17 protein-coding genes are annotated in these 26,961 nt (G+C 57.2%); 6 read left to right on the plus strand and 11 right to left on the minus strand.

Annotated features, from left to right (window positions below; all coding sequences use genetic code 11):
- Nucleotides 1-9: 9 nt before the first annotated feature.
- From ACR0EV_RS10795 to ACR0EV_RS10820, 6 genes are all read right to left on the minus strand, one after another.
- Nucleotides 10-741: a GntR family transcriptional regulator gene (locus tag ACR0EV_RS10795; protein ID WP_480800074.1), complete on the minus strand. Its 732-nt coding sequence runs from the start codon at nucleotides 739-741 to the stop codon at nucleotides 10-12.
- Nucleotides 738-1,631 carry a tagatose 1,6-diphosphate aldolase gene (locus tag ACR0EV_RS10800; protein ID WP_480800075.1) on the minus strand — a complete coding sequence of 298 codons (894 nt, stop codon included), beginning with the start codon at nucleotides 1,629-1,631 and terminating at the stop codon, nucleotides 738-740. The genes ACR0EV_RS10795 and ACR0EV_RS10800 overlap by 4 nt, the downstream gene beginning before the upstream one ends.
- Complete coding sequence (locus ACR0EV_RS10805) at nucleotides 1,632-2,651, minus strand: dihydroxyacetone kinase subunit DhaK (protein ID WP_480800076.1); 1,020 nt, start codon at nucleotides 2,649-2,651, stop codon at nucleotides 1,632-1,634. It abuts the gene before it with no gap.
- Nucleotides 2,648-3,187 (minus strand): DAK2 domain-containing protein, encoded by a 540-nt coding sequence (locus tag ACR0EV_RS10810; RefSeq protein WP_480800077.1) that lies wholly within the window; start codon nucleotides 3,185-3,187, stop codon nucleotides 2,648-2,650. Before ACR0EV_RS10810 ends, ACR0EV_RS10805 begins: the two co-directional genes overlap by 4 nt.
- Nucleotides 3,177-4,022 (minus strand): sugar phosphate isomerase/epimerase family protein, encoded by an 846-nt coding sequence (locus tag ACR0EV_RS10815; protein WP_480800078.1) that lies wholly within the window; start codon nucleotides 4,020-4,022, stop codon nucleotides 3,177-3,179. The genes ACR0EV_RS10810 and ACR0EV_RS10815 overlap by 11 nt, the downstream gene beginning before the upstream one ends.
- Nucleotides 4,023-4,108: 86 nt before the next feature.
- A complete protein-coding gene (locus ACR0EV_RS10820; protein ID WP_480800079.1) occupies nucleotides 4,109-5,257 on the minus strand; it encodes an MFS transporter in 1,149 nt (382 codons plus the stop codon).
- A gap of 32 nt (nucleotides 5,258-5,289) precedes the next feature.
- On the opposite strand from ACR0EV_RS10820, the gene ACR0EV_RS10825 reads away from it, so the two are divergent.
- From ACR0EV_RS10825 to ACR0EV_RS10835, 3 genes are read left to right on the plus strand one after another with little or no spacing between them, the layout of a single operon-like run.
- Entirely contained in the window at nucleotides 5,290-6,507 is a 1,218-nt protein-coding gene (locus ACR0EV_RS10825) for a thiolase family protein (protein WP_480800080.1), read from the plus strand.
- A complete protein-coding gene (locus ACR0EV_RS10830) occupies nucleotides 6,504-6,875 on the plus strand; it encodes a zinc ribbon domain-containing protein (RefSeq protein ID WP_480800081.1) in 372 nt (123 codons plus the stop codon). Before ACR0EV_RS10825 ends, ACR0EV_RS10830 begins: the two co-directional genes overlap by 4 nt.
- A complete protein-coding gene (locus ACR0EV_RS10835) occupies nucleotides 6,872-8,536 on the plus strand; it encodes an acetate--CoA ligase (RefSeq protein WP_480800082.1) in 1,665 nt (554 codons plus the stop codon). Before ACR0EV_RS10830 ends, ACR0EV_RS10835 begins: the two co-directional genes overlap by 4 nt.
- A 56-nt stretch (nucleotides 8,537-8,592) precedes the next feature.
- On the opposite strand, the gene ACR0EV_RS10840 is transcribed toward ACR0EV_RS10835, so the two are convergent.
- A complete protein-coding gene (locus ACR0EV_RS10840; protein WP_480800083.1) occupies nucleotides 8,593-9,375 on the minus strand; it encodes a phosphorylase family protein in 783 nt (260 codons plus the stop codon).
- Nucleotides 9,376-9,718: 343 nt separating this feature from the next.
- On the opposite strand from ACR0EV_RS10840, the gene ACR0EV_RS10845 reads away from it, so the two are divergent.
- The gene (locus tag ACR0EV_RS10845) at nucleotides 9,719-12,301 is read left to right on the plus strand and encodes a hypothetical protein (protein ID WP_480800084.1); all 2,583 of its coding nucleotides are present in this window, start codon (nucleotides 9,719-9,721) and stop codon (nucleotides 12,299-12,301) included.
- Nucleotides 12,302-12,548: 247 nt separating this feature from the next.
- A complete protein-coding gene (locus tag ACR0EV_RS10850) occupies nucleotides 12,549-14,567 on the plus strand; it encodes an adenylate/guanylate cyclase domain-containing protein (protein WP_480800085.1) in 2,019 nt (672 codons plus the stop codon).
- Nucleotides 14,568-14,684: 117 nt separating this feature from the next.
- On the opposite strand, the gene ACR0EV_RS10855 is transcribed toward ACR0EV_RS10850, so the two are convergent.
- The 4 genes from ACR0EV_RS10855 to ACR0EV_RS10870 all read right to left on the minus strand — a co-directional run bounded on the left by ACR0EV_RS10855 (nucleotide 14,685) and on the right by ACR0EV_RS10870 (nucleotide 18,414).
- A complete protein-coding gene (locus ACR0EV_RS10855) occupies nucleotides 14,685-15,491 on the minus strand; it encodes an SDR family NAD(P)-dependent oxidoreductase (protein WP_480800086.1) in 807 nt (268 codons plus the stop codon).
- On the minus strand, nucleotides 15,492-16,283 hold the full coding sequence (locus tag ACR0EV_RS10860; RefSeq protein WP_480800087.1) for an SDR family NAD(P)-dependent oxidoreductase: 792 nt from the start codon (nucleotides 16,281-16,283) through the stop codon (nucleotides 15,492-15,494).
- The gene (locus ACR0EV_RS10865) at nucleotides 16,280-17,347 is read right to left on the minus strand and encodes an LLM class flavin-dependent oxidoreductase (RefSeq protein ID WP_480800088.1); all 1,068 of its coding nucleotides are present in this window, start codon (nucleotides 17,345-17,347) and stop codon (nucleotides 16,280-16,282) included. The genes ACR0EV_RS10860 and ACR0EV_RS10865 overlap by 4 nt, the downstream gene beginning before the upstream one ends.
- 92 nt (nucleotides 17,348-17,439) lie before the next feature.
- A complete protein-coding gene (locus tag ACR0EV_RS10870) occupies nucleotides 17,440-18,414 on the minus strand; it encodes a LysR substrate-binding domain-containing protein (RefSeq protein ID WP_480800089.1) in 975 nt (324 codons plus the stop codon).
- Between the two features lie 278 nt (nucleotides 18,415-18,692).
- On the opposite strand from ACR0EV_RS10870, the gene ACR0EV_RS10875 reads away from it, so the two are divergent.
- Complete coding sequence (locus ACR0EV_RS10875) at nucleotides 18,693-26,918, plus strand: SpvB/TcaC N-terminal domain-containing protein (RefSeq protein ID WP_480800090.1); 8,226 nt, start codon at nucleotides 18,693-18,695, stop codon at nucleotides 26,916-26,918.
- Nucleotides 26,919-26,961: the final 43 nt, after the last annotated feature.

Raw genomic sequence — 26,961 nt, forward strand, 5'->3', positions numbered from 1 at the left:
TGTGTTCCTTCAAGTGCCGGTCTGGCGTGGCGCGGGACCGGCCAGATCAAAGCTTATGGGACCCTGGCGAAACAACCGGTCGAAGAATACCGGCTTTCCATCCGTGTCAAAGGCAGTACAGGCCTGAGACAGGATTGGCGTGTTGACGGGGATGTCGAGCCGTCGGGCGACTTCTTTTTCGGCAATCAGACAGTCGATGGTTTCGCACGCACTGGACCAGTCCAGTTGGAAATCATGTCGCAGAATACGCAGGATCGACTGGTTCTGACCGCTTTCGGGGAATTGTTCGGCCGAGATGCCTGGCACCAACCGTTTTGGAATCCAGGTCTGTGTCAGCATACGCGGTGCTTCGTCTACCGTGCGCAACCGATCCACACGCATCAGGGGTTCGTCGAAAAACTCCGCCACGCTGTCCGGAAGGTCTTTCGTCACAGCCTCGATCCCCAACAGACGCGCACCCGGCACGCGCCCCTCGATCAGCACCTTGTCAGTAAACGAGGCAAGACAGGTGGTGGAGGGTGGCGACAGAGTGGCGACGTTATACCCGCTGCCTTGCCGCGAGGTCAGGAATCCTGCCCGTACCAAAAGCTCCAGCGCTTTGCGCACTGTTACCCGGCTGACATCAAAAGTCTTGGACAGGTCATCCTCGGTGGGCAGCCGCATTCCGATTGCATATTGCCCGCTTTGCAGACGCTGAAGGATTTCGTCATGCACGACCTGGTATTTGGGGTTCCCGTTCACGAGATGGCCTCTTTCAGTTGCTCCAGCCGATCACGCCCTGAGGTCTGCATCCAACGCGCCATGGCAGAGGGTCCGTCAACGCCGAAGATATCAATCGCGTCGCTCCAGATCGCGCGGCCACACATAAAGCCTCTTGCCCCAACCCCTGCTCTACGCGACATCACCAGTGCGTCACGAAATTGTTCGAACGTGACACCGGCGCTCAGATAAAGCAGCGGGATATCCCCCGCAGCCTCGGCGGCATTGCGAAAGGCGGCTTCGGCTTCGGCCTCTGACATTGTGCCACCGATATGGGGCAGGCTTACCGGGATCTCGACCTTGAGTATATCGACACCCAGCTTCGGATCGGCAAAGGTTTGGGTCGCGGCGCGCACGAGGTTGGGCTTGGCCATAGCATACTCCGCAGAAGATCCGTCAGGAATCGCGCGATCATAAACGATTGGCTCGAACAGGAAGGTCACACCGTTCTCGCGACACTCGCGACTGATTGAAGCGACCAGATCCCGTTTACGAATGTTCAACTCCTCAGGGTCATTGGGGCCATAGTAGAGGAAGAACTTCAACACGTTGACACCCAAGCCGGGGTAATCGCCAACGCTCAAGTTCTCGGGCAGTTTCGTGATCCGGTCCTCATCGGTGATATGATAAACATCTGCCTCGTAGGCGAGCATACGGACGCAGGCAGGATCGTAGGCCGGTAGCAGTTCGCGCCCCAGTGCGGCATCAACCAGTACAGTCGTCGCTTCGGGGCTGACGGTTTCGACAACAATGCGTTTGAAGTCAAAAAGATCACTGTCCCGCGCGTCGGACCCGCGTCTTTCGCGCAGCGCGGCAGCCAAGCCGCTGCCCTGGTCCACCGCCACCCCGTATACTGGTCCGTCAAAAAGCATCTAGGTCGCCTCCGTCCGAATTGGCGGGAAGAAAGGCGTGTCCGAGGGCGCGCACCAATATCTTAGCATCTCATCGGTAGGCTCAAGGAACGAGATCGAAAATCCCCCCATCTCTTGCGTTGTCACATAGCTCCCCACCATCGGCGCAATGGCCGTGATACCTTGCGCGGCCAGAGCTTTGCGGGTTTCTTCCCAGATCGTCAGAAGCTCCATCATCGTGGTGCCGCCCATGCCGTTGACGATGACGCAGGCCCTTGATCCCCGCGCCATCGGGCGATCTGCCAACAGGGCATCGACCATGCGTCCCACCAGCTCATGCACAGGTCCGACCTTGGCGCGCCCAACACCGGGTTCTCCGTGGACGCCCATGCCTAGGAAAATCTCATCCTCGGGCAGTTCGAACATCTTCTGACCGGTCAGAGGCGAAACGGGCGGATTGACCGCCGCTGCCAATGTGACCAACCGGTCACGTACAGCCTCTCCAAGCTTCACCAGGTTATCAAGCCCGATCCCTTCTTCCGCCGCAGCGCCGAGGATTTTGTAGATGAACATCGTGCCTGGTGCACCGCGCCGGTCATGCTTGCGCTCGGGCGGAGCTGCTGAGATGTCGTCATACATCGGCAGAGGCACGGTGCGAATTCCCGCATCCTGCGCCATCATCGTGGCTGCGCGCCCATTGATCAGATCGCCGGAATGGCTTGAGATCAACAGGATCGACCCTGCTTTACCTGTCACCTCCGTGATCCCATCCAAGATCAAATCCGCTGAGGGCGCAGCGAACACATCGCCGACCACATTGGCATCCAGCACGCCCTGCCCGATAAACCCCATTGCAATCGGTTCGTGCCCAGAACCATTGCCGATCAGAAGCGTAACCTTTTCATCCGGGTTTTTCGCATGTGTCACGCGGGTGATCACCCGAGGATCACTTGAGCCGCGCCTGACCTGAGGAAACGCGCTGACAAACCCGTCCAGCATATCGTCGACCATGGTTTCGGCGCTATTGAATAGTTTCTTCATCGCGACACCCCGGCCAATGTGTCGAGGATCAGAACAACGGATACGGCCCCGGGATCCACATGTCCGCGCCCACCACCTTCGACATATTGCGCTCGACCACGGCGGGCTGAAAGCGCGGTCGTCGCATCGCGGCCCGTTTCAGCGGCTTGCACTGCGCTCGCCAGATCGCCCTCTTTCAGCGCCGAAACCGAAGGGCTTAACGCATCAATCATGCTTTTGTCGCCAACTGCTACGTCACCCAGATCACAAATGCGATCACAGGCGCGCGCTAGGCCCTCGGCCAAAGGCGCACCGGTGTCGAGATGGTTTTCAATCTCTAGCAGAACCAGCCCGAACAATGTGCCCGACGCCCCGCCCGAGGCGCGCATGAATGCCTTGGCGCGGCGACCCTCTTCAACTGATACTGCCCGTGTCAGACCGCGCAGCATGGTTGCCCCGTGATCCCCGTCACCAATTGCTGCATCCAGCGCGTTTAGCTGATCCGCTTCCTTTTCAAAGCGGGCCTTCAGCGCAAGGAAGAAAGCCTCAGCCGACATCGCCAAACACATCCTTCAAATAAGCCAGCGTCAGTGTTGCTGCCTCAGTCGGATCAGGTTCGATATCGCGCCAGATGTTCAAATCTCGGCTGGAAGGGTATCCTGCCATAACAAACATCTCGGCCACAACCCAACCGTCATACCCGATCTCTGCCAGTGCCGCGGCGTCCGCCGGGAAATCGTAGCGCCCCGAGCCTGGACGCCCACGGTCATTGTCAGAGACATGATAGTGCACGAGGGTCTTACCCGCAGCGCGGATAGCAGCAGGTGGGTCTTTTTCCTCGATATTCATGTGAAAACTGTCGAGCAACACCCCAATTCGGTCCGACCCGGAACCCCGCGCTATGGCGCAGGCTTCGGCAGCCGTCGAGGTCAGATCGCTTTCAAATCGGTTGAGTGCTTCGATCCCCAAGGTCACGTCGTGATCACCTAAAACATCGTCAATGCGTGCCAGTGTTTCCGCCGCACGCGCAGCGCGTGCCGGTTTGTTGGCTGGATCAAAAACGCCCCAAGGCGCGGCAACGACCCCTGCCAAACCCCGTGAACCAAGGCGCGCAGTTACTTTAATGGCTTCGGTTAGCGTTTCTACGGCGTGATCGCGCACGGCCGGGTCCTCTGACGTTGGATCGGCTTCAGGACCCAAACCGGTGGAACAAGTCATCGCCAGACCGCAATCCTCAGCCTGCCGGCGGATTTCATCGGCACGGTCCAAGCCGATACCCAGCAGAGACAGCTCTACCCCGTCATACCCAATATCAGAGGCAATTTGGAAAATCGGAGCAGGGTCATCCGTCCAATTCTTCATCCACAGACCTGCGTGAATTCCAAATCTCATCTCGGCAGTACTCCGACCAGTGATACGAGTCATATTAGTAATGACAAATTAATCCTGTCAACTACGCCGCATGTATTCTGTTTCGACTAAGCAGAAGGCGGTATTTGCCGAGTTACGAGCCAAAGACCGAACATTGAAAGCACAACGCATCCGAGCAGTGTGACGCTGAACCCGCCCGTCTTGTCCAAAAGCCAGCCAGCGGTCCAAGGTCCGGCCAAACCGGCGAAACCCCAACCTGTAAATACCCATCCAAACGTACCGGCAAAACTGTCCGCACCCACCTGACTTTGAACCAAAAGCGGAGTGTTTGCGGCCAAATGCCCATAGGCGAATGCAACAAGAAACAACAACGTAACAACGGCACTGGCACCAGTCGCGAAGATCAGACCAACCAAAGAAATGACCATCAGAAAAAGCGACAGCGCAACTCCACGCGCCGGGCCAAATCGCGCTGCGACAACACTGGCTGCCAGCCGCCCAAGCGTATTGCCGATCGCGGCCAGGAACACGGCCAGGCTTGCAAACATCATACCCTCTGAACCTTTTGGTAAAAACTGCGCAGCAAAGCCCAAAACGATTAAGCCAGGCAAGGATCCAGCGAAAAAAATCACCCACAAGACCGACGTATTCCTGTCCGGTCGTTGAAAGCTGAAGGTCGTAGTCGACCCCACGTTGCTTGCATCTGCACTCGGGCCTTTGACAAGTGAAACAGCGGCCACAAAAACCAGACACGCCAAAGCGGGGAATGTGGACCAAAGCCCCATCCTCAATTCCGACAACACTAGGCTCATCGGGCCGAATAGGGCACCACCCAAGCCAAACGCAGCAACGCTTACCGGGATCAGAAGTGTTGGCGCTCGGGACGCAGCGGCCTGAGACAGTGCATAGTTGTAGAGCGCGCCGGACATAAACCCAAAGCACAGACCATAGCCAATGGTAAATCCGGTAAAACCCGAGCCAATGCTGGCAACGCCTATTCCAAGAGCCGCGGTGAAGGCGAGTGCAGCCAGCCGAAACGGCGCGGCAATCCGGGCGGCAATCAATGGCCCCAACAGGACGCCCAATGTGAAACTGGCAAGCGCAAAAGAAAAAACCATCGACGTAGCGGCATGGCCAACATCGAAATGAGATCGCACCGCAGGCAAATAACCGGACCAGCCATACAGGCTGCCTCCGGCGAAACACCCAAGGATCGGAAGTGCTGATGTGACCAAGTGCGATGTGCGAGAAGTCAAGCGGGCTCCTCAATAAGATAATACAGACTTGTATGAACATATTTGCTGAGTCAATGTTGCAGGACATAAGGGAGGCACGGTTGGTTCTGGTCATCGGCGCAGCATTGACACCTTTCAATCGGCGAAAGGACGGCACGTCTTTTCGCGATTGGGCCGTCGAAGCCTTTAACAACGCGTTGCTCATGGCCGGGATTGAACGGGATGACATTGACGCGTTGGTGGTTTCGACCGAGAGCGATTTTTTCTCGCTGCAGTTGAACCCGTCCTCGATTCTTGCTCAGGACCTCGGGCTTATCGGTGCCGAGACCATCCGCGTTGAAGGCGGCGGTGCCTCCGGACAGCTTGCTGTCCACACTGGGGTGGACCGAGTTTTGTCTGGACGTGCCCGTCACGTCGCCGTTCTGGGCGTCGATTCATCGGCCAGTTCCCTGAGCGGAGACAGCATCCGCGAGCTTTATGGTTATTCCTTCGACTTTTGGACGGATGGTTTGACCGGTGCCACGGCAACCGCACTTTACGCGCTGTCCTGGCAGGCTTTTGCAGCGGAACGTGGCGGAGACGAAACTGTTCTGAATAGTGTAACAAAGAAAAACCGCAGCAATGCACGGCTGAACCCGAACGCACATCTGCCGCTAGACCACAAAGATGAGGACTTCGAAACCTCACCCATGATTGCCGCGCCCTATAGACGCCTGCACTGTTCACCACTGAGCGATGGGGCGGCGGCCCTTATTCTTTCTGCTCCCGAGGCCGTACCTTCTGGGCGTCGAAAACAGGCGTCACAGATCACCGGGATCGGAGCTGCGTCCGATTTGGCCGGGCTTGGCCAAAGAGCAGATCCGGGCCGCTTTACAGCCAAAACCAAGGCTGCGAAACGCGCACTAAAAATGGCGGACATCGATATCAATGCAATTGATGTGGTCGAACTTTACGATTCCTATGCGGGCGCAGAGATACAGGGGATCGAAGCCCTCGGACTTTCTCACGATCCGATCCGTGATGCGAAAAACGGTGATTTCAGCCCGACCGGACCACGCCCAATTAACCTGTCAGGTGGTCTGATGGGGCAAGGCGCGCCTGTTGGCGCGACAGGCGTTGCCCAGACTGCCACCTGCGCGCTGTTGCTTGAGGGCCGATATCACAACGGTTTGCAACCGAACCACTCGTTGGGGCATGCCATTGCAGACACGCATGGCGGGGTCGGAACAACTTGCGCGGTTACGGTTTTGCGAGCGGGGTCGGCGCTGTGAAAAGAACGGTCAGGCTGGATTACACAATTGGCGAAGGGTGGTTGCGCCCATGGGTGGAAGGGTTGCGCACAGGCCACGCCGTGGCGTCGACCTGCAGCCTATGCGAAAGCGCGCAGTTCCCCCCCTTGCGCATCTGCCCTGCCTGTGGCGTCTCTTCTGACGGTTGGACTACGCTTTCGGGTTGTGCAACGATCCTGCACCGAACCAATGGGATGGACGGCGAATTTGCTCTAGCCCATTTTGACGGGGCCGCTTCCGCAGCAGTCGTGCGTACCGATCCATTGCCCGCAGGCGCAACTCAGGGGCAATTGGTCCCAGCGCCGGATGGCCCGCCTACTATGAGCCTCGGCCCGGAGCATCAGGAATGAGCGACTACCTCAAAACGTTGACAGAAAAAGATCTGGCCGCGCTGAATCTGGTCTGCACCGCACCCAGCGAATACGCAATCACGTGGCCTGCAGATTACAACATCTATAGCGCGACGGTCGGTCGGTATTTGGGTCCAAACGACCGCGACAAACCCGCTATGATCTTTGAAGCTGCGGATGGTTCTGTCAGCATTCAAAGTTTCTCCGAGGTCGATCGGGCCGCCACAGCATTGGCGGCGAAGTTGCGCGATCTGGGATATGCGCAAGGTGATCCGATTGCGATCCACACAGGCCAGCACCCGGACACCGGCATCGCCCATATGGCAGTGGCCAAGATGGGCGGGATCGCCGTGACTCTGTCGCAACTTTATGGGCCCGACACGTTGGCGCATGCCATGAATGACTGCCGCGCGGGCGTGATCCTGACTAGCGCTGAGGCGTGGGAGCCTATGCGTTCTGAACACTTGCCATGTCTGAGGCATGTGCTGACGCGGAACCCCGGACCAAACGATATCGATCTTGCCGCAGCGATGACAAATCCGCCCGCCAATTTCAAACCTACGCTTGGCGGAGCGGACGACCCTGCCCTGCTGATGTACACCTCCGGGTCCACTGGCAAGCCCAAAGGCATCCTCCATGGGCATCGCGTCCTGGCGGCCTATACGCCTTCGATCAACTTGTTCTTCAACCTTTCAATGAAGGATTCGGATGCGGTTTACTGGTCGCCATCAGACTGGGCCTGGGTCGGTGGGCTTTTGGATATGCTGTTTCCGGCGTGGATGGCAGGCAGACCTGTCGCCACGTCGTTGGAACGTTTTTCGGCCGAATACGCCTATGACTTCATGAGCCGTCACAAGGTGACACACACGTTCCTTGCGCCCACGGCGATAAAGCGGCTGACTCAAACGCCTAACCCCCGTGACATTTATGATCTGTCACTGCGGGTGATCTGCACTGGCGGCGAGGCGCTGGCCGCAGAAACCCTGACCTGGGTCGAAAACAGGCTGGGTGTCGTTTGCAACGAATTCTATGGAATGACCGAGGTCAATCACCTGATCGGGAACTGTTCCGCGCTGTTTCCTCGGCGGCCGGGCTCGATGGGTCGGGCCTATCCCGGACATCAGGTCGTTCTGGCGGATGGTGATGGGCAGCCTGTCAATGATGGCGAACCCGGTGAGGTCGTGACCCCGCAAACCTCTCCGACCCGGTTTCTGGGTTACTACAACAACACGGAAAAAACAGAAGAAATGAAGTTGGGCCCTTACCTGCGCACTCAGGATTTGGTGGTGCGGGATGCCGACGGGTATTTCTGGTACAAAGGTCGATCCGACGATCTGATCAAGTCATCTGGATTTCGGATCGGTCCGGCCGAGGTCGAGGAGTGCCTGCTGTCACATCCAAGTGTTGCCGAGGTTGCAGTGATTGCAAAGCCTGATCCAGACCGTGGTTCAATCGTGAAAGCGGTAGTCAAGACGCGTCCCGGCGTCACCGGCAGTGATGTATTAGCCCGAGAATTGCAAGACCACGTTAAAACCCGACTTGCGGGCTACAAGTCCCCGCGCGAGGTCGAATTCGTGGAGGGGTTTGAAATGACCTCGTCCGGAAAAATCAGCCGCAGGGCCTTGCGGGAAGCCGAGCAGCAGAAGCTTGGGAAATTGTGAATGCGGAACTAACGAACCTTTGAAAAGAAAAATGCACCTACGGCTAAAAGTCGCGTTCAGGCCGAGATTTCAGTTGCCAGTTGCAAGGCCGTTTCGAACGTAGCGATGTTTGCGTTTGTCAACGCGCGTTGACGGTCCTCGGGCAGCGGATCCAGAAACGTCTGCCCGTCGGTCAGCATGTCCCATGTCGACAGAAGGGCGACGCTTGCGCGCCCATAGCGGTTGGCTACAGCTGCCACAACGGATGCCTCCATGTCCACAGTTTCCAAACCCTGTTCCGACCATTCACGGCACATCGCGTCGCTTTGCGCAAAAAGGCTTGGCCATGTCAGGTGGCGCGTGTCGCGGGCTTCAATCCCGGAACTCCGCAGGATGGTTCCCGCGCGATCGGCCCACCCCTGGTCGAACGGCACCAGTTCATTGGCTCCATAATGGGGCGAGATCGCATCTCGAGCCAAAGCCATACGCGGCACCGCGACAGTTCCAGCCGGAATGTCTGGCGTCATCACCCCACAGGTTCCGATCTGAACAAGAAGGGGTGTTCCCAATTGCGCAAATATCTGAGCTGGCTCGACAGCGCGGGCGGCACCATAGGCGCAACAATAGGCGACATAGGCGCCATTGAAATGACCTGTGAAGATATCCGGAAACGGCAGTTCCGTCACCGACGTCAAGTGATCCAATCTAGATTTACAGGCCGACGCCCGCCACCATGTGCCCTCAAGGATCAAAACATCCGGAACGCCACCAAGCGATGAGCCCAAGGCGTCAAACCAAACAGATCTTTCGAAATCCAAAATTGCCAAAACGCTTCGCCCCAACCAGTTATCAAAATCCACACAAGACTACTCTAAGCCGGAAAGAGCTCAACTTGAACTGCGCGCGCTGAATCCCGAGGGACTCTGTCCGGCGCCAAAACTAAAAATCGTGTAAATCTAAATTTGGCAAGGAGTCGCGCAACTGAAACGGTTAGTTGCTCAACGCATTACGTAACCTACTGACCTATGGCGATTTTTTGCGCAACCAAGTGCCGATCTGGGCCTGTATCCGCGCAGATCTACTCGCTAAGGAACTCTTAACGTTTTCCCAACATCTGAGTTGTTACGCCAGTTAGGTCCGACATCATCGGGCGAACCGAGCCGCAACACATTGGCCAAAAAGACAAGATGGGAGTCTTTGAAAATGAGCAATGGAACATACGAAGAGTTTCGAGATGATTTACGTGCATTTGAGTCCGGCTGGGACCGCGAACGCTATGACTCAGGGAACATACAAGACTGGCAATTGAACCAATGGGCCGGGGGCGAAGTCACCGACTTTTTTCCAAGCTACTCCAGTTGGTCGGATCTGACCGCTGAAGAATGGGATACAATGTCCTACCGATCCATGAACTCATTGGGTTTCGTCGGCTATCAGTTCGGAGAGGCCCTGTTAATCGACCTCGGCTATTACACAGACGACGTCTACTACGGGAACGGTGCAGCATCGAACACTTGGGATGGAACCTGGACCGGCAAGAATGGTGTGAACTCGCTGGAGGACTTTACCACTGAGGCTGCACAGGAACTCGCGATCCAAGAGGCGTTCGGGTATAACCTTCAGGTGATCGAAACCGGTTTGGGCTATCAGGGCGAGAGCCTTGACGACTATATCGGGACCACGCGGACTTACATCGACAACGGCCAGGAAGTAACCGTCACACTGACCATGACGGGTATTATGGCAGCTGCACACTTACGCGGCGCGTGGGGAACCCTGTCTCTGCTACAAGGCGGGGACGTATCCGTTGATGAATATGGCACGTCCATTCTGCGCTATATCGACCAATTCGGCGGCTATGACGCACCTTCGCTTGAAGAGGCTATCCAGGTCTATACCGATGGCATCCTGCCAACAGATACCGGGGGTGGGAATGAAACCGGAAACGTTTCTCCTCCTTCCGAGCCATCCGCGCCGGTTGGTCCGACCGGAAACGGCACCGCAAATACTGACGAAAACACAGCGGATGTTGTCGTAACTTGGGCGTGGGGCACGGATGTCACCATTCCGGACTTCGACCCGGCGACGGATACGATCTTCATCTCGTGGGTGGGTGCCGATGCGTTGGACGTAAGTGAGGTTAACGGATCGGTCGTGTTTGCCATACCCTCCAACAACCAATCCACCACATTGACCGGCGTAACCCTGGCAGATTTGAGCCCTGCAAACTTCACCATTCTGGACAGCACCGCGGCAAGTGAAGTTCTTAGTCTGGTGGGGTCGGATGGCACAAACTCCGGCCATGGCGGGCATGGAAGTGAAGATAGCCACGAACACCAACATATGCATGTCACGCTCGACTTGGCGTCCGACGCGCAGGTGATCGATGGGTTCATGCCTGCGATGGGCGATGTCATCGAAATCGGTCCGGATATTTCTGCCGCCAATTTTGCAATTTTTGAGGAAAGCGGTGACGCCCTGGGTCAGACCGTCCGCATTGAGTTGACCGAAGGCAACGTGACCAAGCAGATCATATTCACCGGTTTCGGCTTATCGGATCTGGATATCAGCAACTTTTCAATCTCGGATCAAGCAGTTCTGAACGAAGTCTCTTCTGCTTTGGGTCAAATCATCATCACCCCGGGAGCAGGAGAAGGCTATGATCTGAACTACGATTCTGATGGGTCGAACCCCCCTGCCTCGACGGGAGCAACAGACACGGGTGGCATCAAGTACAGGGCCGATAGCAACGCCGATGACATTACCGGGTTCCGCCCCGGCACGGATCAGTTGGATTTTGGCGGAACCTCTGTGCATGGGATGATTGTCACCAAGTCACCGTCGGGTGAGATTGTGATCGACAGCCCGTGGTCGGACGCGGCGCAAATTGTACAGGGCGTCACCTATCAGGATGTCACAATCGAAGATTTCGGCGTGGTTGGAAACGAGCACTTCCGTCAAGACATGGGGGGTGTTGTCAGTTGGGAACAAGGTGTTGGTCCACGTGACGCTAACACGGTCTATGTACGTAGCCACGAATATGGCGTCCACGAAGTGATTGACGGTTTCGACCCGACCACCATGAAGATCAGTTTTCTGTATTTCGGCACGCGCGAACGTCTGAGAGTCGAGGACACGAGCGAAGGTCTGGTCATATCCTCTTTGCCAAGCGGGCAGAGCGTGACGCTGACAGGGGTCACCAAAGCTGAACTGATCCCCGGAATGGTGGAGTTTCACCACGATCAGGTGATGGAAGACAATCTGGAGGTGCCGTTTGGCTTCGATCAAGACGATGTAAGTCTGGTTGATCGCACCATGCTGCTGACACCCGAAGCGCCTGCCGGTGCCACCACAGACGGCCATCAGACCAGAACGGGCTCGCTTAACGAAAACCCTTCGGGAACGGACAACGATGGCACGACCGATAACGGGCCCGGCGACACCGATGACGGCGCAACGGCCGGAACCGAAACGTTCGGTGCAGGCGCCGATATTGCCGAGCTCACCTGGAACTGGGGCGTAAAGACAGAAATCACCGGTTTCGATACCAACGAGGATGTTCTGGACTTCAACTCACTGGGTGCAGCAGATGTCACGGTGAGCGAAATTGGTGATGATCTGGTGTTTGAGGTTGTTGGAAACGGAGGTCATACCGTGACCCTGAAAGACACACAGGCCGAAGATCTAAGCCTTGTAAACCTGGCGGCTGACGATTGGAATACAATTGCAGAAGTTGAAAGCGCGCTCGTGACTCAACTCGAAGCACTGGGCATGTCGATCGCCTGAAGAAGTACCCAAAACGCACTCGGCCGGTTTTACCGGTCGAGTGCTAATCTGTAACATGGCGTTTTTCGTTTGTCTGCAAATACCCAAAGCGATTTTATCGAAATGGGTAGACGCTCAACGTCAAGTAAACAAGTTGGCATAACCCACTCAACCGACTGGAAACAAACCAAGGCACCCACTAAGCTCAAGTCGACCCTTCAGAAAACCGATTGAACCGTCAACTTATTTGGGTCGTTGTGGAGCTGGAATGCGCGTCAGTGTAGGGATCGCCGTATCTATACTTGTTGCCCTGTCGATCGGCGTGTCGACCTTTGTCGTGCATTCGTTGTGGTGGACAACGGCGCGTGAAAACAGCCGTATGCTGGCGGCCGAAATCAACGGTCAGATCGCCAATACCGTACGCATTGAGGTTGGGCTGACACTCAGGTCGGCCGAGGCAGCTTGGGCGGCGGTCCGCACGATTTTCATCCAAGACGTCATCCAGACGCGTCAGGCAGATAAGCGCGAGTTTGTGTTCTTGTCTCAAATACAGGCACAGCCCAATATCTCGTGGATCACCTTCGGCTGGCCCGACGGGAATTTCTTCGCCGCACATCGCCTGGGCGACAGCGGGCTGGAAATGATGGAAATCGACGAAAACATTCGCGACAGGATGCTGCGCAACGACCGTTACATCTTTATTCCCGGCGACATACAGTTCGAAGAACGGACCTTCACTGACACTGAATACGACCCGCGCGAACACGCCTGGTACCGCAACTTCATTGACCGCGATACACCGGATTGGATCGAAGTCAGGGACCTGCCAGGAAGCGACAAGACCGTATATGCCTTTGCAGGTCCCATCGACGTGCGCCGCCAGCGGCAAGGCGTCTTGACGGTAGCGATTGATACCGACCGCCTTTCCCGCTTTTTGGGATCGCTGCGCCCCGGAGAGTTCGGCGCCGCCTTTATCATCAACGCAGACGGCAAAGTGATTGCCATCCCAGATCCCGAAGCGGACGAAATCACACCAGCTCGGATGGGCGAAGGAGAGCTCTACGAGGTTGCCAAAATCTCGGGTGAAAGGCTGATGGCCGATGCGGAAAACAAAACGCCTGGGCCGGTGACAAAGCGGATCGTTTTTGAAGATGTGCCCTATGCCGTGGCGTTGACGCCGCTTGGGTTCTATGGCTGGCGGGTCGCCACTGTGATCCCGGAATCGGCCTTTCTGTCGGGCATCGACAAGACCCTGCTAAACCTTGTTTACATCCTGCTTGGCGTCGTCGTCGTTGCAATAGGTCTGGCCATCTGGTTTGTCCGCCGGGTCGTTGCAAACCCGCTGTCGCGCGTGGCCGAAGACCTCAGTCGGATCGAACGTTTTGATGTCGAACAGGTTTCGCGCCGACCCTCGCGGCTGAAAGAGCTTGAAAACCTGTCCGCCGCAACAGCCAGTATGGCTGCGGGCCTGTCGGCGTTCCGCAAATACGTACCAACCGATCTGGTCCGCATGCTGGTGGCGGAAGGTATCAAAACCCAACCCGGTGGAGAGACCAAACAGATATCGGTTCTGTTTTGCGATGTATCTGGATTCACAGGTCTGACCGAAAAGCATGGCCCCAAGATCGTCGAACTTATGGAGCCATTCTTCAGCGCCGCGACATCAACCATCGAGCGTCACGATGGAACCATCGACAAATTCATTGGTGATGCAGTTATGGCATTCTGGGGTGCGCCGCGACAAAATCCAGACCATGCCGAACACGCCTGCCGCGCAGCACTCGAACTGGTGGATGTGGTCGAATCCTCCAGTTTGCAGAGCCAATCCGACAACGCGCTGCATGTCAGGATCGGGTTGAACAGCGGAGAAGCTCTGGTGGGAAATATCGGGTCCGAACAGCGGCTGAACTACACCGCAATCGGCGACGTGGTGAACGTCGCCAGCCGTCTTGAAGGGACAAACAAAACCTATGGCAGTGCGATCATTATTGGCCCCGAAACACGGCAAGAAGCAGGTAGTGCCATTGTCGTACGCGAGCTGGACACAGTTGAGATCCAAGGTCGTTCTGAAGCGCTGGTGGTGTATGAGTTGATCGCTATGGCGGACAGTTTCAAAGGATCGCGCGACTGGATTGATGCCTATGAGACCGGACTGTCACATTTTAGGGCCAATCGTTTCCCAGAGGCCATCGCTGCATTTCAAACTGCAGACGGATTGCGCGGTGGCGACATGGCATCGCAAGTGATGATCAAGCGCGCAACCACCATTCAGGTTGGCGCTTCATAAACGGAACTTCTGTAACAGTATCTATTTCTTTTGGGATAGAACTCAGGAGGGTTGAATATGCGTTTGATCCGCTTCGGTTGCGGCCAAATACGTGCATCTGAGCAGCAGGTGCCGTACTCAAACCCGACACGAAACCCCACCGTCCACTGTGATCTCTGTTCCGGTGATGTATGACGCTTCATCACTGGCCAGAAACAACGCCGTATTTGCAACATCCCAAGGCGTGCCAACGCGCCCGAGTGGAATTCGGGCCGCGCGCTGCCTGTCCAGCTCGTTCCAATCAATGTTCTCAGGCGCCGCGTTGTTTTCCTCAACAGCCTTGCGCGCCATGGGCGTATCGATAAAGCCAGGCAGGATCGCGTTGGCCCGAATGCCATGTGGCGCGACCTCAGCCGCGAGATTACGGGTATACGAGATTATTGAGCCTTTGGTCGCATTATAGCCGATGTACGGCGCACCCAGATACCGCAAGCCAGCAATGGAAGAGACGTTTGTCACAACGCCACCTTGGCGGTCAAGGAAATGGGGAAGAACATGCTTTGTTGGCAGAAATACCGCCTTCATGTTCACCTCGACCATAAGATCCCAATCTGCAACGGTTGTATCCACCGCGCCACCCGTGCGCAGAATCCCGACATTGTTCTGTAAAATATCGATATGGCCATACTCTTTCAGGCACTCCGCGACTGCCTCGGCAATCTGCGCCTCATCCGTTACATCAGCTGCCAGAGCAATCGCCTGACCACCTTCGGATCGAATAAGGTCGCACGTGTCCTGGGCCGCTAGTTGGCTGACGTCAAGCGCGCAGACCCGCGCGCCCTCTTGGGCGAGCCGCAAAGCAGTTGCCTTGCCGTTGCCCATGCCGCCACCAAGCGACCCGGCACCGGTAACAAGAGCAATGCGCCCCTCTAATCTTCTTGACATTCAACCCTCATTCGCTTGCAAATAACTATTCATGCCACCGTCGACCGCTATTGTCTGCGCGTTGATGTAAGACGCAGCTTCCGACATCAGAAAGGCGGCTGGTGCTGCGATTTCCTCTGGTTCTGCCCAGCGCGCTGCCGGCGTTCGGTTTTCGATACGTCGTACAAATCCTTCATCGCTCAGGATTTTGCGATTCATATCAGTCAACACGTAACCGGGCGCGATAGCATTGGCCGTGATTCCGTCTTTGCCAAAATCTGCCGCCAATGCGCGCATCAACCCCGCCACAGCTGATTTGGAAGAACAATAGTTTCCAACTCCTGGGCGCGGGTTGCTTGCCCCGATGGAAGCGATCGAGATTACCCGCCCGCGCTGTGGACCAGGGTTTCTCTGCATCACCAGACAGGACGCGCGGGAAAGCACAAAAGGGGCAAAAACATGGACATCATACATCGCTTTGTAGTCGTCGACCGACTGATCGGCGGCGTGACCGTGATTTGTGAAACCTGCATTGTTTATTAGTCCCCAGATCGATCCGGCCTCACGCGCAACGTCTTGCACCCATGCTTCACAGGCGCTCACATCTGTCAGGTTGAAACTGCTGGCGCGGGCATCAAAGCCCTCGGATCGCAACGCCTCCGCCGCGCATTGCACCTTTTCTGCGTTCATATCCATCAGCCGCAAACGCGCGCCCTGTGCCGCACAGGCGTGCGCCATGGCCAATCCAAGCCCTTGAGCGCTGCCGGTGACTAGTATGACCTTTCCATCAAGCGCATAGTTAGGCGCTCTCATGACGCGAGCACTGTTTTTGAGTGACCATCTGCCAATGCGGCTTTGACGGCGGGCATAACCTGATCGCAGAAGACTTCGAGCGATCGCTTGGTCTCGGCAAAAGGGATTGAGGCGATTTGCATGAAGACGCTCAGATGAGTAATGCCGAATTCTCTCGCCTCGGCTAAAATTTTGGCGGTCACTTCTTCAGCGTCGCCGATTATGGCGCGCTGCAGCACGGTGTCGATGTCGGGTTCCTGGTCGAAGGTTACAATCCTGAGATCTGCCCCGTCCATCTGCGGTTCGGGCTGGCGCATGTTGTAGGCCATGCGCGCGTGGATAAGGACCTGTTCCGCGGCGGCGCGCGCATCTTCCTTGTCTTTGGCGACATAGATGTATCGCTGAACAGCAAAAGGGAAGCCTTCCTGACTCAATCCGTTTTCCGCCCGAGTCTCATTGTAAAGGCGGCGTGCAGTTCCGACGATTGAACTGGGACCAAGGGCCGGGGTCGTGAGCGGTTCTGCGCCATAATCAATCATTTTTTGACGCATCTCAGGTGCGTTGCCGACTGCAAAGGTTCGGATTCGTTCCTGAATGGGCGCAATAGATAACGCGGCATCCTCTATTTGGATATGTTCACCGTGGTAATCGATGACACCCCCATAGACGCCTTGCTCGATACAGTCCCAAATCTCCAACCCTCGCATCAGGCGGTCATTAATCTCAAACCCGAATTTTTTGAACTCTCGCGGCTGATATCCGGTGCCCAGCCCAAGCACCAACCTGCCATTTGTCAGTTGATCGGTCAGACATATTTCTTCGACAAGCCGCAGAGGTTCATAGAATGGCATCACGACCACCGCTGGTCCAAGTTTGATCCGTTTAGTTTGTCCAGCCATGTGAGACACGGTCATGAGAGGCGACGGGGAAATGCAATAGTTTGACAGGTGGTGCTCGGCAAACCAGGCAACGTCGAACCCGGCGTCATCCACCATCATCGTCATGTCACGCATTTGCTGGAAAACATCTGAATGGCTAGAACCGTCGACCGGCTTTGTCATCAAGTTAAACAGCGAGAATTCCATTCTGCGTCTCCTCTTGGCGTGGTTTCATCAAGTGTCGTCAAAACATTGGCCGACGACAAATTGTGTCTGCTTAGGAGCTGCCAAAGAGATTCTTATGCTGCGGCGACTTCTTTTCTCAGCCATTGCAAAAAGACTTGCACGCGCGGTTGCGCAATCCGGGTCTCTGGGCAAAGAAAAAAATATGAGTAGGGGCCGGTCACGCAGGTGAACGGCAGACGCACTACCACGCCTTGCTCCAACAAATCAGCGGCAAGGACGTCCCGCATAACACCGATCCCTTGACCGCTTGCTATGGCTTTCAGAGTCGCACTTGTGTCCCCGAAATAGAGCCCCTTTTCAAAATCTTCAGGAGATGCGCCGTTGATCTCAAGCACACGACGCCATTCGCTGTGGTTGGTGTCGTGTATCATTGGGAACTTTCTAAGGGCTTCAACTGAGACATCGGGACCAAGTTGGTCCGCAAGCGCACAGGAAGAAATTAGGATGTGGTTTTCTCCCATCAGGCGCTCTTCGTAAAGGTCTTCGGTACCACCGGGGCCCCAACGAATAGCAACATCAGCGCCTTCCTGTCCAAATTCAGTTTTTGCCACTGTAGAAAGAACAATGAGATCGATGTTTGGATGCTCGGCCGCAAAACGGCCGGACCGAGAAGCAAACCAGGTCGAAGCGAAGGACGGCAGCATACTTACAGTGAGCGTCGTGCGGCTCTCACTGGGCTTCAGTTCGTGAACGCTTTCGCTCAATCCGTCCAGTAACGTGGCAACTGCTTCGCTGAAACGCGCTCCGTTTTCCGTCAGAACGATTTGATTGTTGCTGCGTCTGAACAAAACCACTTTAAGCCTGTGCTCAAGAAGCTTGACCTGTTGGCTGATCGCCGGCTGGGTAAGGTTGAGTTCGGCAGCTGCCAGAGTAAAGCTTCCAAGGCGCGCCGCTGCTTCAAACGCGATCAGAGTTTGTAAGGGCGGCAAGTCGCGCCGCATACGATTGCTATCAAAACCGACAGTCTCAAGTTTCGAAAGTGCGCTCGGACCCAAGCGATCAAGCTTCGCCCTGAGTGATTTGCTCATCATCCTTCCCTGCATAAGTCATTCTTGGGCAAATCGTAGGAAAATCAAGCTTGCGGTCAACACAGGAAATTTTTGTGTGACGCCGAAACGAAGGCGACTAAACCCCGGGCTTCGCTCCGACCTTCATGTGACTCCATTGCGGAATTCAAGAATGACCTGCCCTGCCAAATTTGGGCGGAATTCAGCCAACCTGAAATTGAACTTTACTTTACGTCAACTCAAGCGCAGTCTTAACAGACGAGTCTCTCAGCCAGCCCCTACAACTGGGAGTTTTCTAAGTGTCGCAGGTCAATGAACGCACACCGCTGTCCGCAGCGGTTGATTACACCGTAGCCGCCGATAGGTTTTCCGGTGCAGCGTCGGTGAGTGTTTCGATCGACCTCCCGGCATCCCGCAACAACTTTGGTCCGAAAGTGACGCTGTCATACGGTTCAGCACGGCGACAAGGCATCTTTGGGCGCGGTTGGTCACTTGGCGGGCTGCCTATCATCGGCGTCGACACGTCGGAATCTCTGCCAGCTTACGACGGTCGCGACGGTTTCATGTCATCTATCGCAGGTGCCTTGGTTCGCGAACGGGACGCTACGGGAAACCCGGTTCAACGATCAGCAGGCGGGTTCATCGTCGAACGATTTCGGGCCCGAAACGACACCGCACGCATGCAGTTCGAACGATGGACAGAAACGGCCACTGGAACCGTGCATTGGAGATCGCGCGACACAGGTAACGTCCTGACAATATACGGCCGGTCCGATACTGCGCGGGTCGCCGACCCTGATAATTCTGCAAGGGTATACCAATGGCTGCCTGAAATAACTGTGGATGCCCATGGCGATGCTTTGTTCTATGAGTTCGTGGCCGAAGATCAGCGCGGGCTTGGCGCTCAGCGCGTTTACGACAGCGGTCGCCCCGTAGGTGCTCAGCGTTACCCAAAAAGCCTGCGCTGGGGTAACAATAGCCCTGTCTCCGATGCAGCGTCCGCGGACCCAGATGCTATAAGCTGGGCGTTTACGGCAGTATTCGACTACGGAGATCACGATTCCATCGCGCCGCAAACAACACCCGACAGAGATTGGCCTGGCCGCCCCGATCCGTTTTCGACTGGAACCGCCGGGTTTGAGTTGCGGACGTGGCGGCTTTGCAGACGACTTCTGTTGTTTCATCAATTTGACGGGCTTGGCCCGGACCCGGTTCTGACCCGTGCCATAAACTGGGACTATGACGAACGAACAGACGGAACACACCTAATCTCGGTCACAAAAACGGGCTATCGCGGTGTCGGCGCTGCACGTGAAGAACGCGCTGTTCCCCCTTTGACATTCAGTTACACCCAGCCGCAATTGGGCGACGTTTTCGCCTCGGTCGCCGCAGAGCTTCAGGCAACAGCTCCGGAAGGCGTTACGGGTACGGGGATGCGTCTGGTGGACCTGTATGGTGAAGGGCTTCCCGGTCTGTTGCACGAAAGCAGCGCAGGCTGGAGCTTTCAGCGTAATGAAGGCGGCGGGCGTTTCTCAGCGCCTCTCTGCATTCGGGCGCGCCCTGCCCACAGCCTTGCATCCGTGTCGATCGGCGACTTTGACGGAGACGGTACAATGGATGCCGTCGTCCTTTCCGGGCAGGGGGCCGGTCATTACAAGTTTGACGCCAAAACCGACGGCTGGAGCAGTTTCCATCCCTTCGACCTGATGCCAGCCGAGGCGTCCTTGGCCGGAGGCGAACGACTGGATGTAACCGGGGACGGACGGGCGGATCTGATCCGGCGAACCGATGGAGGATTGAGAATATATGAGTCCCTCGGCTCAAAAGGCTTCGCGCAACAATCCACCGATGTGAATCTCGCCTTTAACGCCTCGCATGGTCCGGGCGGAGCGCCACCCCTGTTGACCGATACAGAAACGGACTTTCTGTTCGCGGACATGACCGGAGACGGATTGGCGGACCACATCATGGTGCGCGACGGGTGCATCGTGTATTGGCCAAGCCTTGGCCGTGGGCGGTTCGGAACAGCCGTCAAAATGGAAAACGCTCCGCCGCTGAAAACGCAAGGTCGACTGGCACTCGACCGCATCCTGTTGGTGGACTTGACCGGAAGCGGCACTTCAGACCTGGTCCATATCGGCGAGGGCGAGATCAGGATATTTTACAACGAGGCCGGAAATCGGTTTTCGCCCCCGCGCATACTTGGCGGGCTGCCGATGATCGACACCAGCAGCGTTCTGGACGTCCGGGACGTGCTGGGCGATGGGCGGTTGTCTCTGATCTGGGCCGAAAAACGGGCTGGACGTATCGCAAGTTATCAAACACTTGCGCTTTCAGGTCCGGTTCCACCGGGTCTTGTGGAGCGTATCGAAAATGGCATGGGGCGACGAGAGCGCCTTGTCTACGGCAATTCAGCCGCGCACTATTTGCGCGACAAGAACAGTGCGCGCCAGTGGACAACGACCCTGCCCCGCCATGTCGTCACATTGGACAAAATCGCACGCGACGATCTTATCACCGGACTAACAATCGAAACGCGTCTGAATTACCGGAACGGTGCGTTCGATGGCAGGCAACGCGTGTTTGCCGGGTTTGGTGAAGTCGATGCGATAGACGCTGAATATGTGGAAGATGCGGTGACAGCGAGGCCGGCGACAGCACCGCTTTTGACGCGCAGTTTCTTCGATCTGGGCACCGGCCATGAGATGCTTGAACGCTATTGGAGCGGTGATACTGCAGCCATCGCACTGGAAGCACATTCGCTGGACGCAAGCCGTCTCATAACACCTCTCGACGCAGACAGTGCACTAGAAGCACGTGCCGCTCTGCGTGGCCGTGAGATTCGAACCGAATTGTTTGGGATGACTGGAACCGAACCAGAACCAGTTCCGATTGTTGTCGAACAAAAGGGATACGTCGTCCGGGTCGAGCAACCCCCGGTAGCGAGAGGAAACAAAGGTACCAGACACGCACTGGACCGGGCGGTATTTGCCGTCATCAACCGTGAATCCGCACGTTTGCTATACGAAGGTGTCGCAGACGATCCGCGCGTGTCTCATGATGTTGTGCTGAACAGCGACGAATATGGATCCATGCGGCTGGCTGCGCAGATTTCTTATCCTCGGCGTTCCGGACGTATACGGGATGACTCTGCGCAAGATCGACTTGGCTGTCTGATTAAGCGCGTTGAGATGGCCCATGACACGGATGTCGATCTATGGGCGTTGAACCGTCCAGTTTCACAGGAAGAATTCGCCCTGACAGGACTGTCACAACCGGATCGTGGCTGGTTCACGTTTGAAGAAATCGCAACCATCGTGGAAGGAGCCCTGTTGGCACCTTTGGATCACGACGCAACCCCAACACCCGGTCGAGCCATTCGCACAAGCTGGTCGCGTCGTTTGTATGTCGGCAGAACTGGCATCGATGCGGCACCATTGGGGGAAGCTGCTCAACCTGTCCGCCTGCACCATTCGGAAACAGCCTGCTTCACTGAAAGCTTCGCTGTAAGTCAGTATGGTGCGGGGATCGTTTCCCGTTTACCAGCGCTGGGATACACCTTTGCAGATGGGCACTGGTGGAACGCCTCTGAGACCCAGCTCTACCACGCAGCCAGTTCCTTCTTCCTTCCGGCTGGGCATCAATTGTCTGATGGGCGGACGGTCGACATCGACTACGACGTACCGCCGTTCCATCCGGTACGCGTGACCGACGCGTTTGGGGGTGTTGCAACCACCTCGATTGACTACATCGCACTGGCGCCCGGTCGCACAGACAGCCCGACCGGAGCATGGACGCAAACAGTTTTTGACCCGCTTGCAATCGCAATCCGATCCAGCCACGGAGGCACGGTGGTCGATAGCAGCGGTACTGAACGGCAATGGGGATTCGATCCACCCCCTCCTGGGACCGGGCCGCCCTTAGTCACAGCACTTGCGGACCCTGACGGCACCCTTGGCACCCAAAGCCAGATGATGGTGTACGACATTGATGCGTTCCGGCGAGAGGGAAGCCCACCAGCTGTTTTGAATCTAGTGGCATCAAACCTCATACATGATGGCGCTGGCGGGGCTCAGACAGGTGGACATACGTCAGTTGAAGTAAATTACCTGGACGGATTTGGCCAAAGCGCACTGTCCAAACGTCGCGCTGAGGCCGGAGACGCAGTTTTCCGCAACCCGGCAGGGGATCTTGCGGTTGGTACGGACGGATCGCTTGCAACACGACCGTCAGCGATCCGTTGGCGAAGTTCCGGCTGGTCCCGCCGAAACGCTAAAGGCGAGGCCATTGAAAGCTTCGAGCCTTATTTTTCCGAGAGTGCCGACTACGAAGATGATGCAGAATTGCGTACCAATGGCAGCGCAACCCGGCGGTTCTTCGACGCAGCGGGGCGGCTGGTGGAGACGCTCCTGCCTGGTGGCACGGTCGAACGTTCAAACTACGGTGCCTGGACGGAACGGTTTTTTGACGCAAACGATACGGTAAGCAGCTCTGCCTGGCGCCTGCCGCGCGAGATTATGCCCGTAGGCGATCCCGACCGACACGCTCTGGACGCCACCCTGCCCCATGCCGATACACCGGTTGAACGTATATTTGACAGCGAAGGCCGTCAGGTTCGGGTCCGCGAAGACGACGGTTCAGGTGGCGTCCGCGAGCAGCGATCAGTCCTTCTCGAAACCGGAGAAAACGCCCGCGACATTGACGCGCGCGGGTTAGAAACGGGTCGGCACGTCTATGACATGGCTGGACGCAAATGCGCCGAGTGGTCAGCCGACGCCGGGGAAACGCGTGTCCTGTTCGATGCCCGCGACAACCCCGTGGAGACTGTAACCGAAGGCAATACGATCCGAACAACCGTTTATGACGCCCTTGATCGGCCCGTCTCGGTTGCCGTCGATACAGGCACCGGACCACGAAGGATCGAAGGCATAGACTATGCAGATGACCCCACCGATGCCGCCGCGACAACACGCAACCTGTATGGCCTAGCCATCGAAACACGCGACGAAGCCGGGCGCCACCAAGTGCTTGATGCTCTGCCCTCTGGTCAGGTTTTCCGCTCTGCTTGGGAATTGATCTCTGACCCGGCTGCGGATGTTGACTGGACTGCAGGCGTGGTGATGGACGGAGAGGTCTTTGAGACATCCGCCCGGCATGATGCGCAGGGCCGACCAGTCGAACACCGAAATGCTGACGGGTCGATTGTTCGGACCTCTTATTCCGAAGGCGGAGCGGTAGCTCGTGTGACAGTTGAGACTGCCGACGGGCAGGTTGGCGAAACCGAAATTCTGAACAACGTCCGCCTCTCGATCTATGGCGAACGGGAAAGCATCGAATACGGTAACGGAGTTACTGTCAGCCGGGAGTTCGATGACAGCACGCGGCTGGTTCGTCGCATTCGCGCGACCAGATCTGCAGCGGGCGGGCGCGCTCCGGTTTTGCAGGACCTCAGCCTAACCTATGACCCGGTCGGCAACGTGACCGGCAGCATTGATCTGGCGCATTCGGGCAGCGCCCGCGCGGTTTTTTCGGCCATTGCTGGCGCAGATGCGATGCGCCGTTACACGTATGACGCATTCTATCGCCTGACCCAATCCGAAGGGCGCGCGCATGGTGCCTTCACTGCCACGCCGGGCCCGACACCTGTCCTGCCTTTGTCGGATGGGACCGGGACTGAGCGGTTCATACAAACCTACACTTATGATCTTTCAGGGAATCTGACGAGACTGCGGCACAACGGGACAATTGCCAGTTTTACCACGGATTTCTGGGTTGATGCGGCCAACAACCGGTCACGACCAGCGACGCGAACCGACGGTACACCGGTTAGCCCTGCTGCGGCGGCGGCCGAATTTGGTGCAGCTGGTGAACTGCGGCAGGTCGACCATCTCGATAGCCTGCATTGGCGGCACGATCAGAGGTTGCAGCGCGCGGTCATCATCGACCGCAGCGCGCAGCTACGCCCGGATGACGATGAAGTCTATTTGTACGATGGCAGCGGTACGCGCCTACGCAAGATCACCCGCAGGTTGCTGGGTGACGGCAGCGTTGAGCGGATCGAAGTCACCTATTTGGGCACAGCGGAAAGGCGTAGGGTTTTCCGCGGAAACAGCTTGATCCTCGAGCGCTTTGTCACCCGTTTGTCGGATGGATTCTCCGAGATCGCCGAGTTGCATCGCTGGTCCCTGGACTCCACGGCCCGAGAAACAAACGATCCGACCGCGACCCGACTTCGGTATACGCTGACCGATCATCTGGGGTCAGCCACCCTTCGGTTGGACGAAGCGGCCCGTGTCGTCAGTTATGAAGAGTTTATGCCTTATGGCCAGACCGCATTCGCCGCTGCTGACAGCGCGCGCGAAACGGCATTGAAGGCTTATGGTTTTGTACAGCGCGAACGGGACGCGGCCACCGGGTTCCATCATATCGGACAACGATACTATGCAAGCTGGCTCTGTCGGTGGATATCTCCGGATCCAGGTGGGTCGGTTGACGGCCCCAACCTCTATATTTACGCACGCTCCAACCCTGTTTCGCATTTCGACCGCTCCGGGCTGCAGACGACCCGAACTCGTCCGGGACGACGCATCGCGGCTCCTGCGCGACCAGACCCGCCATCTGTTACAGCTGCTCTTGGACGCCAGACTCCGGCAATCCAACTGCGCTATGCTCTTGGGCAGGTAACCTACTACATCAACAGTGAAGGCACGGTCCATTTCGGGACGCGGGCCGAATTGGAACGACTGGCCGCGCGCGATCAGGCGAACGGTGCGGACATCATCATGCTTGGCACGGCGGGGCGTGGTGGGAACAGTGACGGCGCTGAGCCGGGCGCGGCAGGAGGTCAGAACGGTGGCGGCGGCGACCCGGAATCCCCAACCACAGACTCTTCGGGCGACACACCGGATGCGCCACCGGATCCCAGCGGCGGCTCGGGCAGCCCGCAGGCCGATGGCACCGGCAACGACACTCCGTCGGATAGCACGCCAACAGATACCGGTGGGCAAGCGACCGGGTCAGATACCGGCACCACTACCGACGGAACGGGAGATCGTGAAGTCGGGGTCGAGGACGGAGACCCGGAAGGGACCGGAACCGTCGAAGGCTCGGATCAACAAGGTCCCGGTGGCGGGGGCGTCTCGGATGATCCCAACGCTCTGGGTCGTGGTGACTCCGGGACTGGTCGGGGCGGCGGGACCGGCGACCCGCAAAGCCGCGGTACCGGCCAAGAAGACAGCCCGGCGCATCGCGAAGGCGGTACAGGTCGTGGAACCGGATCGGAACCCGGTGGGACCGAGGGTGGAACCGCTCCTGAAAGTGGCGGAACAAACCCCAATTCAACGGGCACCAATCCAGATGCGACAGGCACAACGCCAGGCGGTGCAGAAGGTGGTACAGGAACCGAGCCTGGCGGTGGTCCAGGCGGCGCTGATGGCGGTGGGCCCGGTGGTGGCGCCGAAGGAAGCACAGAGGGCGATCCGCACGGAACGGCACCAACAGGGGACACCGGTGCGGGTACTGGTGGCAATGGCGGCGATCGCAGCGCCCCGCCCGGCAACGCACCGCCAGAGAATTCAGGTGGTTCGGGCAGCAGCAGTACGTCGGGCAGCGCAGGCGGCAATCGACCTCCCGATCAGGAAAGCCGAAACGGCAGCGAGGGACCGGGCGGTCAGGAGCCGGCAACGGTCATGGATCACGTAGTCAGGGTTGCAGGCTGGTGGAACCTTGAGTTCGGATCCGACGAACCCGGAGAGTCTGGCGGCATTCCCGGCGGAATGGGCAGCTTAAACCTTGGATCTTGGGGACAGGCTGCTTTTGTTGCCCTGACAGTCGTTGACGTCATTCTGACCGTCGCATCATTCGGCAGTCTGGCTGCGATCAAAGCCAGCCTCAAAGTCGCACTCAAGGCAGGCATGCGGGCCCTGGCATCAGCCGGACGGCGAGTCATGGCCGCGTTCAGTCTCAAGAACCTGCGTCAGTTGGCGGCGCGTACGGGTCTTCGGGCCGGGATCAACTGGAATCCGATGCGCAGCCGAATGTTGCGCGAGTTTTTACCACAAGTGGCAAGTCGTCTTTCCCCGGGTGCGTACCGCGTCGACATCATTCCGCGGCTTTGGTCTGTTGTGAAAAGCAAAGTCGTCAATTGGCGGGCATTTTCCAGCCCCACCGGCAGTCGCATCTGGACCTCAGCGGAAACGGTTGCGCATTCGCATGTAGATGACCTTGTCCGCCACCTCGACAGCACTCCGGGTTCCGGCGTCATCAACGTTTTGACTGGTCGCCATGGCACCGAAGCCGGGTTCGACCTTGCACAACGCGAAGTGAAATTCTTTATCGACGACCTCGTCAATCTTCCGTCCAGCGCCCGCATCGACATTCACGATGTCACCCGGCTCACCGACAGCCAACTGACCGCGATTTTGGAACACTCGGACGACGTCGTTCTGGCCTGGTGCCACTCGGAAAGCACGCGCCGCGTCCTGCGCGCGCTTGGCTTGAACTTCCGTGGTGGTGCTCCGTTCTAACCGTATTTCGGGGCGCGTAGCCCCGGGTTTTCTCAGGCGGGTC

The sequence above is a fragment of the Ruegeria sp. CF8 genome (genome assembly GCF_056537285.1).